General features: G+C 42.8%; 10 protein-coding genes, 2 tRNA genes and 2 rRNA genes. 12 read left to right on the plus strand and 2 right to left on the minus strand.

Going from position 1 to position 14058, the window contains the following annotated elements; translation table 11 throughout:
- Positions 1 to 40 precede the first annotated feature (40 nt).
- From AC52J8_RS02465 to AC52J8_RS02495, 7 genes are all read left to right on the plus strand, one after another.
- Positions 41 to 117, plus strand: a tRNA-Ile gene (locus AC52J8_RS02465).
- Positions 118 to 172: 55 nt separating this feature from the next.
- Positions 173 to 248, plus strand: a tRNA-Ala gene (locus tag AC52J8_RS02470).
- Positions 249 to 600: 352 nt separating this feature from the next.
- Positions 601 to 3491: ribosomal RNA gene (locus tag AC52J8_RS02475) — 23S ribosomal RNA — on the plus strand.
- Positions 3492 to 3677: 186 nt separating this feature from the next.
- Positions 3678 to 3792, plus strand: a 5S ribosomal RNA gene (gene rrf, locus AC52J8_RS02480).
- Positions 3793 to 3938: 146 nt separating this feature from the next.
- On the plus strand, positions 3939 to 4334 hold the full coding sequence (locus AC52J8_RS02485) for a putative signal transducing protein (RefSeq protein ID WP_017482434.1): 396 nt from the start codon (positions 3939 to 3941) through the stop codon (positions 4332 to 4334).
- Between the two features lie 132 nt (positions 4335 to 4466).
- Positions 4467 to 5030 carry a DUF4256 domain-containing protein gene (locus tag AC52J8_RS02490; RefSeq protein ID WP_017482433.1) on the plus strand — a complete coding sequence of 188 codons (564 nt, stop codon included), beginning with the start codon at positions 4467 to 4469 and terminating at the stop codon, positions 5028 to 5030.
- Between the two features lie 141 nt (positions 5031 to 5171).
- Complete coding sequence (locus AC52J8_RS02495; protein ID WP_017482432.1) at positions 5172 to 6335, plus strand: acyl-CoA dehydrogenase family protein; 1164 nt, start codon at positions 5172 to 5174, stop codon at positions 6333 to 6335.
- A gap of 27 nt (positions 6336 to 6362) precedes the next feature.
- On the opposite strand, the gene AC52J8_RS02500 is transcribed toward AC52J8_RS02495, so the two are convergent.
- Both AC52J8_RS02500 and AC52J8_RS02505 read right to left on the minus strand, forming a co-directional pair.
- Positions 6363 to 6881 (minus strand): GNAT family N-acetyltransferase, encoded by a 519-nt coding sequence (locus tag AC52J8_RS02500; protein WP_086400377.1) that lies wholly within the window; start codon positions 6879 to 6881, stop codon positions 6363 to 6365.
- On the minus strand, positions 6878 to 7477 hold the full coding sequence (locus tag AC52J8_RS02505; RefSeq protein ID WP_086400378.1) for a TetR/AcrR family transcriptional regulator: 600 nt from the start codon (positions 7475 to 7477) through the stop codon (positions 6878 to 6880). The genes AC52J8_RS02500 and AC52J8_RS02505 overlap by 4 nt, the downstream gene beginning before the upstream one ends.
- 186 nt (positions 7478 to 7663) lie before the next feature.
- Between AC52J8_RS02505 and AC52J8_RS02510 the strand changes: the two genes are divergently transcribed.
- From AC52J8_RS02510 to AC52J8_RS02530, 5 genes are read left to right on the plus strand one after another with little or no spacing between them, the layout of a single operon-like run.
- Positions 7664 to 9469, plus strand: a complete 1806-nt coding sequence (locus AC52J8_RS02510; RefSeq protein WP_086400379.1) for an acyclic terpene utilization AtuA family protein — start codon at positions 7664 to 7666, stop codon at positions 9467 to 9469.
- 20 nt (positions 9470 to 9489) lie between these two features.
- Positions 9490 to 10377, plus strand: coding sequence for an SDR family oxidoreductase (locus tag AC52J8_RS02515; protein WP_197738965.1), 888 nt, complete (start codon positions 9490 to 9492; stop codon positions 10375 to 10377).
- 2 nt (positions 10378 to 10379) lie between these two features.
- Entirely contained in the window at positions 10380 to 11993 is a 1614-nt protein-coding gene (locus AC52J8_RS02520) for an acyl-CoA carboxylase subunit beta (RefSeq protein ID WP_086400381.1), read from the plus strand.
- 42 nt (positions 11994 to 12035) lie between these two features.
- Positions 12036 to 13193: an acyl-CoA dehydrogenase family protein gene (locus AC52J8_RS02525; RefSeq protein WP_086611621.1), complete on the plus strand. Its 1158-nt coding sequence runs from the start codon at positions 12036 to 12038 to the stop codon at positions 13191 to 13193.
- 16 nt (positions 13194 to 13209) lie between these two features.
- Positions 13210 to 14046: an enoyl-CoA hydratase/isomerase family protein gene (locus AC52J8_RS02530; protein WP_086400383.1), complete on the plus strand. Its 837-nt coding sequence runs from the start codon at positions 13210 to 13212 to the stop codon at positions 14044 to 14046.
- The last annotated feature ends 12 nt before the right edge of the window (positions 14047 to 14058 follow it).

Consider the following 14058-nt stretch of genomic DNA (forward strand, 5'->3'; position numbering starts at 1 on the left):
TAAGAATCCACAACAAGTTGTTCTTCATAGATGTATCTGAGGGTCTGTAGCTCAGTTGGTTAGAGCACACGCTTGATAAGCGTGGGGTCACAAGTTCAAGTCTTGTCAGACCCACCATGACTTTGACTGGTTGAAGTTATAGATAAAAGATACATGACTGATGATGTAAGCTGGGGACTTAGCTTAGTTGGTAGAGCGCCTGCTTTGCACGCAGGAGGTCAGGAGTTCGACTCTCCTAGTCTCCACCAGAACTTAAGATAAGTTCGGATTACAGAAATTAGTAAATAGAGATTTCGGTCTTGGTTTATTAACTTCTGTGATTTAAGTATCACGGTATTAAGCATGACCTGACGAAGGCGTGTTTATTCATTAACAGATTGGCAAAATTGAGTCTGAAATAAATTGTTCACTCAAGAGTTTAGATTAAGCAATTAATCTAGATGAATTGAGAACTAGCAAATTAACTGAATCAAGCGTTTTGGTATATGAATTTAGATTGAAGCTGTACAGTGTTTAAGTACACAGACAACAGATAGTAGCGATGAAGAATCGCACGGACAACACTCACTTGTAGGTGTTGACGACTGTTTGGGGTTGTATAGTCAAGTAATTAAGTGCATGTGGTGGATGCCTTGGCAGTCAGAGGCGATGAAAGACGTGATAGCCTGCGAAAAGCTCCGGGGAGGCGGCAAATATCCTTTGATCCGGAGATTTCTGAATGGGGGAACCCACCTACTTTAAGGTAGGTATTGCAACATGAATACATAGTGTTGCAAGGCGAACGAGGGGAAGTGAAACATCTCAGTACCCTTAGGAAAAGAAATCAATTGAGATTCCCTCAGTAGCGGCGAGCGAACGGGGATCAGCCCATTAAGTTATGTGTGTTTTAGTGGAACGCTCTGGGAAGTGCGAACGTAGAGGGTGATATTCCCGTACACGAAAGGGCACACATAATGATGACGAGTAGGGCGAGGCACGTGAAACCTTGTCTGAATATGGGGGGACCATCCTCCAAGGCTAAATACTCCTGACTGACCGATAGTGAACCAGTACCGTGAGGGAAAGGCGAAAAGAACCCCTGTGAGGGGAGTGAAATAGATCCTGAAACCGCATGCATACAAGCAGTGGGAGCACCTTCGTGGTGTGACTGCGTACCTTTTGTATAATGGGTCAGCGACTTATATTCAGTAGCGAGGTTAACCGTATAGGGGAGCCGTAGAGAAATCGAGTCTTAATAGGGCGTTTAGTTGCTGGGTATAGACCCGAAACCAGGCGATCTATCCATGAGCAGGTTGAAGGTTGGGTAACACTAACTGGAGGACCGAACCCACTGTCGTTGAAAAGCCAGGGGATGACTTGTGGATAGGGGTGAAAGGCTAATCAAGCCTGGTGATAGCTGGTTCTCCCCGAAAGCTATTTAGGTAGCGCCTCGGACGAATACCATAGGGGGTAGAGCACTGTTTCGGCTAGGGGGTCATCCCGACTTACCAAACCGATGCAAACTCCGAATACCTATGAGTACTATCCGGGAGACAGACTGCGGGTGCTAACGTCCGTAGTCAAGAGGAAAACAATCCAGACCGCCAGCTAAGGCCCCAAAATCATAGTTAAGTGGGAAACGATGTGGGAAGGCATAGACAGCTAGGAGGTTGGCTTAGAAGCAGCCACCCTTTAAAGAAAGCGTAATAGCTCACTAGTCGAGTCGGCCTGCGCGGAAGATGTAACGGGGCTAAAACTATGTGCCGAAGCTGCGGATTTGACATTAGTCAAGTGGTAGGGGAGCGTTCTGTAAGCCGATGAAGGTGTATTGAGAAGTATGCTGGAGGTATCAGAAGTGCGAATGCTGACGTGAGTAACGACAAAACGGGTGAAAAACCCGTTCGCCGAAAGACCAAGGGTTCCAGTCCAACGTTAATCGGGGCTGGGTGAGTCGACCCCTAAGGCGAGGCCGAAAGGCGTAGTCGATGGGAAATTGGTTAATATTCCAATACTTCTGTGTAATGCGATGAGAGGACGGAGAAGGTTAAGTCAGCCTGGCGTTGGTTGTCCAGGTGGAAGGATGTAGGTATGTATCTTAGGCAAATCCGGGGTACTCTATACTGAGATCCGATAGCAAGCTGTACTTGTACAGTGAAGTGGCTGATACCATGCTTCCAGGAAAAGTCTCTAAGCTTCAGTTACACAGGAATCGTACCCGAAACCGACACAGGTGGTCAGGTCGAGTAGACCAAGGCGCTTGAGAGAACTCTGCTGAAGGAACTAGGCAAAATGGTACCGTAACTTCGGGAGAAGGTACGCTGTTGTTGGTGATGGAACTTGCTTCCTGAGCTGACGACAGCCGCAGAAACCAGGCCGCTGCAACTGTTTATTAAAAACATAGCACTCTGCAAACACGAAAGTGGACGTATAGGGTGTGATGCCTGCCCGGTGCTGGAAGGTTAATTGATGGGGTTAGCGTAAGCGAAGCTCTTGATCGAAGCCCCAGTAAACGGCGGCCGTAACTATAACGGTCCTAAGGTAGCGAAATTCCTTGTCGGGTAAGTTCCGACCTGCACGAATGGCATAATGATGGCGGCGCTGTCTCCAGCAGAGGCTCAGTGAAATCGAAATCGCTGTGAAGATGCAGTGTACCCGCGGCTAGACGGAAAGACCCCGTGAACCTTTACTGCAGCTTGACACTGAACTTTGACCTTACTTGTGTAGGATAGGTGGGAGGCTTTGAAGTTGGAACGCTAGTTCCAATGGAGCCGTCCTTGAAATACCACCCTGGTAATGTTGAGGTTCTAACTCTGTCCCGTTATCCGGGACGAGGACCGTGTCTGGTGGGTAGTTTGACTGGGGCGGTCTCCTCCTAAAGAGTAACGGAGGAGTACGAAGGTGCGCTCAGCGTGGTCGGAAATCACGCGTAGAGTATAAAGGCAAAAGCGCGCTTAACTGCGAGACCCACAAGTCGAGCAGGTACGAAAGTAGGTCTTAGTGATCCGGTGGTTCTGTATGGAAGGGCCATCGCTCAACGGATAAAAGGTACTCTGGGGATAACAGGCTGATACCGCCCAAGAGTTCATATCGACGGCGGTGTTTGGCACCTCGATGTCGGCTCATCTCATCCTGGGGCTGAAGCAGGTCCCAAGGGTATGGCTGTTCGCCATTTAAAGAGGTACGCGAGCTGGGTTTAGAACGTCGTGAGACAGTTCGGTCCCTATCTACCGTGGGCGCTGGAAATTTGAGAGGATCTGCTCCTAGTACGAGAGGACCAGAGTGGACGAACCTCTGGTGTACCGGTTGTGACGCCAGTCGCATCGCCGGGTAGCTATGTTCGGAAGGGATAACCGCTGAAAGCATCTAAGCGGGAAGCCTACCTCAAGATAAGATTTCCCTAGGAATTTATTCCTCTAAAGAGCCGTTCGAGACTAGGACGTTGATAGGTTGGATGTGGAAGCATAGTGATATGTGAAGCTGACCAATACTAATTGCTCGTGAGGCTTGACTATACAACACCCAAGCAGTTGTATATGAAGCATCAATCGATTCATAAACATGCAAAGCAACTTGATTTAGTTATACTACTAGCTAAAATGAACAACGAAAAATCAGACCAATCAGCCCATCTGTAAAGATTTGGAAAACGCAACGTATCACACAGTGAATAAAACGAAGCAAGTATCCATACCAGTTGTGCTGGCGACCATAGCAAGAGTGAACCACCTGATCCCTTCCCGAACTCAGAAGTGAAACCTCTTAGCGCTGATGGTAGTGTGGGGTTACCCATGTGAGAGTAAGTCATCGCCAGCTCATTATTCTAAACACCCCCGTTCTAATGAATGGGGGTGTTTTTTATTGCGTGGAATTTGTATCCTCAATCTTTAAACATTAAAACTTATTCAAATTATAAAGAAATAAATCTACTCTAAAATTATTTACCTAATTAGAAATTTAATATGCAATGGATCGTAATTAAAACTTTCTCGTTTCCTTATGAGGCACAAATTGCAAAGACTCAACTAGAAGCATTTGGAATTCCTGTTTATATTGAAAATGAGCATACAATTAATATGGATTGGTTTTATTCTAATGCTTTAGGTGGGGTTCGTTTATTAGTTCCAGAGAACTATGTTGATGAAGCGAAGTCATTTCTTGAAAAAGACTTTAGTGATGAGCTTGAACAAAAGTTCGGGGAGAGTAAAGAATGTTGCCCTGAGTGTGGAAGTTTGGATATAGAAGTTAATACTAAAGGAAAAAAATCTGCCTTTTTAGCGTTTATGTTTTTTGGCCTACCTTTATTTTCTTTTAAAAATGGTAATAGATGTAAGCGTTGTGGACACTTTTGGAATTAAATATATAGTAAACGATTATTGATTATCTTAATTATGGAGCCTAATGAAGAGATATAGGTATGAAAGCTATTGATATTAAAAAATAAATTATTTTGATGGCCATTCAATTTAATAAATATAAGGACTTATTTAATGGTAAATAAAAAACAGCTCACTCAAAAGCAAATAGAGTTACTCCTTGAATTATTAAGGAATAGATTTGAAAAAAATACACATCGTCATACAGAAATGGATTGGTCGGATGTGCAAAATAAACTAATTAAGGTTCCTGATAAACTTTGGTCATTGCAGGAAATGGAAAATACAGGAGGAGAGCCTGATGTTATTGTTTTTGACCAGCAGAAAGACGAATATTTATTTGTAGATTGCTCTCTTGAGACACCTAAAGGTCGTAGAAGCCTTTGCTATGATCGTGAGGCTTTAGAATCTAGAAAAGATCATCCTCCTAAAAATAGCGCAATAGATGTAGCTAAGGAAATGGGAGTTGAACTTTTAACAGAAGAGCAATATTACCAACTACAAGAAATTGAAGAGTTTGATCTTAAAACATCAAGTTGGCTCAAAACCCCAAATGAGATTCGTAAACTAGATGGAGCACTTTTTGCTGATCGTCGATATGGTCGTGTCTTTATTTATCATAATGGAGCGCAGTCTTATTATGCTGCTCGTGGTTTCCGTTGTTGCTTAAGAGTATAGGCATTGCATTGTATTTGAATAAAAAGAATAGGCTTTGATGTTTTATGCCAAGAAAATGGAGATTCTTGCAACTTTTGATTGATGGCAAACATGACAAGATATGTTCTGGAATTAAATAAAAACATCAGGACACCTGTAGAAATGCAACCCAACCCAATTTACTATAATGAACAACATATTGCTTTTGCTGATAATGTTCGTCGATTTGTACAAAAAGAAATGGCTCCTTTCGTTAATGAATGGGATGAGGCTGAGACATTCCCAAGAGAGCTATATAAAAAGGCTGCTGAAATTGGTCTATTAGGTTTAGGTTTTTCTGAGGAATATGGCGGTATTCCCGATGCAGATCCATTTTATTCATTACTGGCTGGTGTAGAAATGGCAAAAGCTGGTTCGGGTGGAGTACATATTTCACTCATGGTACATACAATTGGAGCACCACCGATTCAGCATTTTGGTAGCGAAGAATTAAAGTCAAAAGTTTTACCAGGGATTATTTCTGGTGAAAAGATTTCAGCATTGGCGATTACAGAACCAGGCGGTGGTTCTGATGTGGCTGCATTACAAACTAAAGCTGTTCGTGATGGTGACTATTATGTTGTCTCGGGTGAGAAAACATTTATCACATCGGGAATTCGTGCAGATTACTATACTGTTGCAGTGCGTACAGATCCAACCAAAACAGGTGCTGAAGGCATTTCAATGTTGCTCGTTGATGCGCACAGTGAGGGAATTACTAAAACACCTTTAAAGAAAATGGGATGGTGGGCTTCTGATACAGCTCATTTGCATTTTGATCAAGTGAGAGTACCTGCATCAAATCTGCTCGGTAAAGAAAATGCTGGTTTTAAAGTTATTATGAATAATTTTAATATGGAGCGTTTTTTCTTGGGTGTAGTGGCGTATGGCTATGCTTTAGTCTGTTATGAAGAAGCTTTAGATTGGGCACAGCAACGAAAAACTTTTGGTAAGCGATTAATAGATCATCAAGTGGTTCGTCATAAATTGGTAGATATGGCAACGCAATTAACCTCAACACGTGCTTTGCTTGAAGAAACTGCATGGAAAATGACACAGCCGCAATTACAAGGCCCTGAGTTAGTCGCACAGATTTCGATGCTTAAGAATGTGGCAACACGTGCTATGCAATTTTGTGCTGATGCTGCTGTGCAAACCTTAGGTGGTATGGGCTTTATGCGTGGGACAAAATCTGAGCGTATTTACCGTGAAGTGAAGGTGAATATGATTGGTGGCGGTGCTGAAGAAATTATGAAAGATTTGATTAGTAAGCAGCTCGGTTACTGATTTATGGATTAGGTGGTTTTGTACTACCTAATCTTCTTCGAGTATTAGTTGTAACGGATCAACCCATTGTTCGTTTAAAACTGCCCATCTCTCATGATCTTTCCAAGTTTTTCCGCCAATACGAAGATATTGGCGAGAAAAGCCTTCTTTTATGAAACCGGCATTGGCAACCAGTTGAATTGAGGCAATGTTATCAGGTTGTATATTTGCTTCTAGCCGATGCAAGTTTAGTTTTTCAAAGGCCTCTTTGATTAATAACTTTAGCCCTTGTTTCATGTAGCCATGACCTTGATAGGGGTGGAATGCTTCATAGCCCAAGTAAGCTGAATAGAAATGACCTCTAATGACATTAGAGATGTTAAAAGTTCCAACAATACTGTGGTCTTGAGTTAAGCAAACAAAATAGCGATGCTCTTGTTCTAGATATCTTTGAAAGTCGGCTGGTGGATATGTCCAAGGTTGGTGTAATTGAATACTACGTTCATAGGCTGCTTGAATCTCTACAAGGTCACCTTTCTTGGGTTTACACAAATAGACTAAACTCATTTTAATGCCATCTCCCAAACCATTTCGGTTAACTCATCAATTTTGACTTTACCTTCAGATTTATACCAAGTGACAGTCCATGAAATCGCACCACCAACTAATCTTCGCCAAATAAAGGCATCATGTTTTATCTTGCTTTGAGTGCGTAACTTTTCAATGACATCTAACCAGATTTGTTCATATTCATTACGCATTTCTAAAAGATAATCTTGTTTTTCTTTTGACAGCGCAAACCACTCATAAACCAAAACAGCCATAGCTGCACCAGTATCTCCAGTAATTGAAATGAGTTCTGCTTTAATAAGAGCTCGTAATTGATGTTCTGGATCGGTAGATTGAGCTGCTGCCTCTTCTAAACGAGCAAGATTGTGAGTGATAGTTTGCTCCATTACGTGAGCGAGGATGTCATCTTTACTTTTGAAGTGGTGGAACAAGCTACCTGATTGAATCCCAATAAATTGAGCAAGTTCGCGTACAGTAGTTTTGTCATAGCCTTGCTTGTGAAATAGATAGGCAGCCCCCTGTAATAAACGACCTCGTGGACTATCATCAAAGCAAGAAATATTTGGAATCTGTTCAATTGAAGTAGCAATCATACGAAAGCTGAATCCTTTATATAAAAATATTTACGGAAAAAATTTTGCTAAATCTCATCATGTTTTAGGCTAGTTGTCGAGTTTGGCAGTTTTAGTCAATTTCACAATAACATTTTGCTCTTTACAAACCAAGCGCTTGCTTGGTAATGTTGAGTGTAATTTTTAAACAAAATAATGAGAAACAAGATGGCCAGTAATCAACAGGATGGTGAGTGTGTCATAAAAATAGGTTGTGCCTCAGGTTTTTGGGGAGACACCAATACTGCCGCTTTCCAATTAGTACATTTGACCGATATTAATTATTTGGTTTTTGATTATTTATCCGAGATCACCATGTCGATTATGGCAAAAGCGAAGATCGTAGAACCAAAACATGGCTATGCTTTAGATTTTGTCAGTCGTGTCATGGCGCCTCTACTTAAAAAAATTGCAGAGAAAAAGATTAAGGTGATTAGTAATGCGGGTGGTGTTAATCCACTGGCGTGTCGAGATGCCTTGCAAAAAATAATTAAAGAATATGGTCTAGACCTGAAAGTTGCCGTGGTTTTAGGCGATGATCTTTTAGCGCAGCATGAACAACTCAAGCAACAAAATATTCAGGAAATGTTTAGTGGAGAAGCTTTGCCAGAACAGGTGGCGAGCAGTAATGCTTATTTAGGCGCGGTCCCTATTCGCAATGCTTTAGACTTAGGCGCAGATATTGTGATTACGGGTCGTGTGGTTGACTCTGCTGTGGTACTTGCACCCTTACTTCATGAATATCAGTGGTCTTTAGATGACTATGACAAATTGGCGCAAGGTTCGTTGGCAGGTCATGTGATTGAATGTGGAGCCCAATGTACGGGTGGTAATTTTACCGATTGGCAATTGGTACAGGGCTTCGACAACATGGGCTTTCCAGTGGTTGAAGTGAGTGAAGATGGCTCATTTGTTGTAACTAAGCCTCAAGGTACAGGTGGTCTGGTTTCTACTGCTACAGTTGCAGAGCAAATTGTTTATGAAATTGGTAATCCTCAAGCGTATTTACTACCCGATGTAATTGCTGATTTCAGCCACGTGCATTTAGAACAAGTTGGGGAGCACCGGGTTCGTGTGACGGGTACAAAAGGTCAAGCACCGACTGCGCGATATAAAGTCAGTGCGACCTATCCAGATGGTTATCGGGTTTTAGTGAGTTTTTTAATTGCAGGACGTGAGGCACCACAAAAAGCACAAGTCATTGCTGATGCGATTTTGACTAAGTGCGAACGTGTTTTAGCAATGCGTTCGGTACCACCTTTTAGTGAAAAGTCTGTTGAAATTTTAGGTATTGAAAGTACCTATGGCGAACATGCCCAAACATTAAATAGTCGTGAAGTTGTGGTCAAAATAACTGTAAAACACATGTTCAAAGAAGCATGTATGTTCTTTGCATCTGAAATTGCGCAGGCTTCAACAGGTATGGCTCCAGCTTTGGCAGGGATTGTGGGAGGGCGTCCAAAAGCATCTCCAGTGATTAAATTATTTTCATTTTTAATCGATAAAAATCAGGTCAATGTTGAAATCGATTTTGATGGCCAACGTTACGCGGTTGAAATTCCACCAGGGGTTTCTACAGAGCAATTGCCTACATTGACGGCAGGTGAAAGTGCAGTTTATCAAGGGAATGAAATTGAAGTTGCTCTGATTGAAATTGCGCATGCCCGCAGTGGTGATAAAGGCAATCATAGCAATATCGGTGTGATTGCACGTAAAGCAGAATATTTGCCATGGATCCGTGCAGCACTTACGGAAGAGGCTGTTGCAAGCTATATGCAACATGTCTTGGATGCTGAGAAAGGGCGAGTAATCCGTTATGAGTTACCGGGTTTGAATGCACTGAATTTTATGTTGGAAAATGCCTTGGGTGGCGGTGGTGTTGCAAGCTTACGTATCGATCCACAAGGCAAAGCATTTGCACAGCAATTATTGGATATGCCTGTTAAAGTTCCGGCACATCTTTTAGAAAAATAAAATGAATGGATGAAACAAAGATGAGTTATCAATCAATATTTAGATCAGATGCTTTCGCCAATAAAGTCATTATTGTGACAGGTGGGGGCTCAGGTATTGGCCGTTGTACGGCACATGAACTTGCCGCTTTGGGTGCACAAGTAGTGATTACGGGACGCAAAATTGAAAAATTAGAGAAAGTAAGCCAAGAAATTATAGAAGATGGGGGCTTAGTTCATTTCATTGTTTGTGATAACCGTGAAGAAGAACAAGTGAAAAATATGATTGCCGAAGTGATTGAGAAATTCGGCAAATTAGATGGCTTGGTAAATAATGCTGGCGGCCAGTTCCCCTCAGCTTTAGAGAATATTTCAGCGAATGGTTTCGATGCAGTGGTGCGTAATAACTTGCATGCAACTTTCTATTTAATGCGTGAAGCTTATAACCAATGGATGGCTAAACATGGTGGCAGTATCGTCAACATGACAGCTGATATGTGGGGCGGCATGCCAGGGATGGGACATTCTGGTGCTGCGCGTTCAGGGGTTGATAACTTAACTAAAACAGCATCGGTTGAGTGGGGCAAATCTGGCGTTCGTGTAAATGCGGTTGCACCGGGGTGGATTGTGTCATCCGGTATGGATAATTATAGCGGTGATTTTGCCAAAGTGATTATTCCAAGCCTTGCTGGAAATGTTCCGTTAAAACGTATGGGAACTGAATCAGAAGTTTCATCGGCGATTTGTTATTTACTGTCAGATGCTGCGGCTTTTGTGTCAGGTGTAACTTTGCGTATTGATGGCGCTGCATCGCAAGGAACACGAATGTATCCACTAGCTGATGCGACAAATAGTCAGTCTTATAATGGTTTCCATCGCGCGTTTATTCCTGAAATTTTTCAGAAAAAGACTGAGGCTGAGGAGGAGTAACAGTGACTATTCTCCAATCCGAAATTGCTGTTGGTAGTGAACATTATCAAAAGAATAAAGAGGCATTGCTTACTCAACTGAGTGAAGTCCGTGCCATTCAACAAAAAAGTATTGATAAATCGTATGCTGCCAAACCGAAGTTTGACAAGAAAGGCAAGATTTTGCCGCATGAGCGTGTACGATTATTACTTGATGCCGATTCGCCTTTTATCGAACTATGCGGTTTGGTTGGTTACAACATGCATGATGATAAAGATGGCTCGGAAGCTGGTGGTGGGGTAATTGCTGGCCTTGGTTTTGTCAGTGGTGTGCGTTGTCTGGTCTCTGCAAGTAATAGCGCGATTAAAGGCGGGACCATGTCACCCATGGGTGTACAGAAAACCTTGCGCTTGCAAAAAATTGCTTTAGAACAAAAACTCCCACTGATTACGCTGACCGAAAGTGGCGGTGCCAACTTAAATTATGCGGCAGAAGTATTTACCTATGGCGGCATGACCTTTGCCAATCAGGCACGTCTTTCTGCGGCAGGTATTCCCCAACTTGCAGTGGTGCATGGTAATGCAACGGCAGGAGGGGCTTATCAACCCGGACTTTCCGATTATGTCATTGCTGTACGCAAACAAACCGAAATGCTTCTTGCAGGTCCACCTTTACTTTTAGCTGCGACTGGTGAAGTAGCAACAGCTGAAGAATTGGGCGGAGCAGAAATGCATGCGCAAGTTGCCGGAACCGCAGAATATCTGGCTGAAAATGATGCCGATGGGATTCGACTGGCACGTGAAATTTTTGAACACCTGAATTGGAAAGAGCAAATCAAGCCAGTTGAAACGACTTATAAAGAACCTCGTTACGATTCCGAGGAACTGTTGGGTGTGATTCCAAGTGACCCTAAACACCCATTCAATATGAAAGAAGTGGTTGCCCGCATTATTGATGATTCAGATTTTCTAGAATTTAAGCAGGAATATGATGATTTAGCGGTGTGTGGCTGGGCAAAGATTGGCGGATTACATGTCGGTATTATTACAAATAATGGCCCGATTACACCTCAAGGGGCAGCGAAGGCAGCTCAGTTTATACATCTGTGTGAACAGACTAAGCGTCCATTATTATTTTTGCATAACACTACTGGTTTTATGGTGGGAACCGATGCAGAGCAAAATGGCATTATTAAACATGGCTCAAAACTGATTCAAGCGGTTGCCAATTGTACCGTACCTAAAATTTCGATCGTTGTAGCAGGGTCATATGGCGCTGGCAACTACGCGATGTGTGGTCGGAGTTTATCACCAGACTTTATTTTTGCTTGGCCAAATTCGCATGTTGCTGTAATGGGTGCTGCACAAGCTGGAAAAGTACTGCGTATTGTTGCCGAAGGAAAACAAAAAGCTTCCGGTCAGGAACCGAATCCGCAAATGCTCGATTTTCTTGAGCAAAGTACGGCCATGAAATTGGAACAGCAATCTACCGCGCTTTTCAATACGGCCATGCTACATGACGATGGCATTATTGATCCCCGAGATACCCGAAAATTATTAATTTTCCTTTTACAAACCATTTATGAAGCACAGCAACGAGAGCTAAATCCAACTCGTTTTGGTGTGTCCCGTTTTTAATCAACCTTTACCGCAATTAAAAAAATTAATAGGAATAAAACCATGAAATTTACTGCCGAACATGAAGCATTACGCCGTACAGCTCGTCAATTTGTTCAAAATGAGCTGAATCCACATATTCCAGAATGGGAAGCTGCGGGACGTTTCCCAATCCATGAAGTATTTAAGAAGATGGGTGATCTTGGTTTATTAGGTATTTGCAAGCCAGAAGAAAATGGCGGTTTAGCGTTAGATTATTCGTATAACCTCGTGGTTGCTGAAGAAATTGGCTATGCAGCCTGTGGTGGGGTGCCTTTGGCAATTGGTGTGCAAACCGATATGGCAACACCAGCCTTGGCCCGTTTTGGCAGCAAAGAATTACGTGATGAATTTTTAACACCAGCGATTGCTGGGGAATATGTTGCATCCATTGCAGTATCGGAAGTACATGCTGGTTCGGATGTTGCTGCCATTAAAACTACAGCTAAAAAAGATGGCGATGACTATGTCATTAACGGCAGCAAAATGTGGATTACCAACTCATTGCAGGCAGACTTCTTTTGTCTTTTAGCCAATACGTCTGATGATAAACCACACGTTAATAAATCGATGATTATCGTACCTGCAAAAACCAAAGGGATTAGTTTTTCAGAGCCACTTAATAAATTAGGGATGCGTTCAACAACCACAGCGCAGGTTTATTTAGACAATGTACGTGTACCTCAGCGTAACTTGGTGGGTGTTGAAGGTATGGGTTTTATGATGCAAATGATGCAATTTCAGGAAGAGCGCTTATGGGCATGTGCCAATGCGATTGGTGGCTTGCAGCATTGTATTCAGCAAACAATTAATTACACCAAAGAGCGTACTACTTTTGGTCAACCTCTCATTAATAACCAATATATCCATTTCCGCTTTGCTGAACTTATGACCGAAGTGGAAGCACTCAAAGCATTAACTTATCAAGCATGCGAACAGCATATTGCGGGCGAAGATGTCACGATGTTGGCGTCTATGGCAAAGCTCAAAGCTGGACGTTTAACTCGTGAAGTTGCTGATAGTTGTCTGCAATACTGGGGCGGCAATGGCTTCATGTGGGATAACCCTGCGTCGCAGCTGTATCGTGATGGCCGCCTAGGGTCTATTGGGGGCGGGGCAGATGAGATTATGTTGGGGATTATCTGTAAGTTGATGGATATTCTGCCTAAAAAGCACAAATAAATATAAGGAATACACCATGACACTTTCAGCATCTCTACAAGCTTTAGATCTTGATGACAGCATTCAATTAGAACAAGACAGCAGTATTTTATACCTTTGGTTAAATCGACCAGAGAGCCGTAATGCCATGAACTTGAATATGGTGAATGCCATTCAACAAGTTTTTGCTGCTATTCGCGATGACCTTTCGATTCGTGCGGTGATTATCCGTGGTGAAGGCGGGGCTTTTTGTGCAGGTGGGGATATTAAAGACATGGCTGCCTTACGAGTTGAAGCAACTCATGTCGGCAGTCTACAACCTTATGCTGACTTTAACCGCCGTTTTGGTGCCATGCTTGAGCAAGTCGAAGCTGCGCTGCAGACTGTTGTGGTCATTTTAGAGGGGGCAGTGTTAGGTGGGGGATTTGGTCTTGCATGTGTTTCCGATGTTGCCATTAGTCGTGACAATACCCAGTTTGGTTTACCTGAAACGGGTCTAGGTGTAATTCCTGCGCAAATTGCTCCTTTTGTGGTGAAACGTATTGGCCTGACTCAGGCACGCCGACTTGCTTTACTCGGCATGCGTTTTGAAGGACATACAGCACTAAGTGTCGGTGTGGTTCATCAAATTGCACATAATGAAATTGAGCTTGAACAAGCTTTACAGGAAACTATTCAACACATTAAACGTGCCGCACCCGAGGCTTCCCGCGTGACTAAAGCACTGTTACATCGAACGCTCAATGAGCCTTTGAGTGATTTATTAGATGATGCTGCACAGCAGTTTGCTCAAGCAGTTGGTGGTATCGAGGGACAAGAAGGAACGATGGCTTTTATTCAGAAACGGTTGCCGAATTGGACCGATGAATCATAAGCGATAGGAATA

The organism is Acinetobacter sp. S-1 (genome assembly GCF_059579785.1).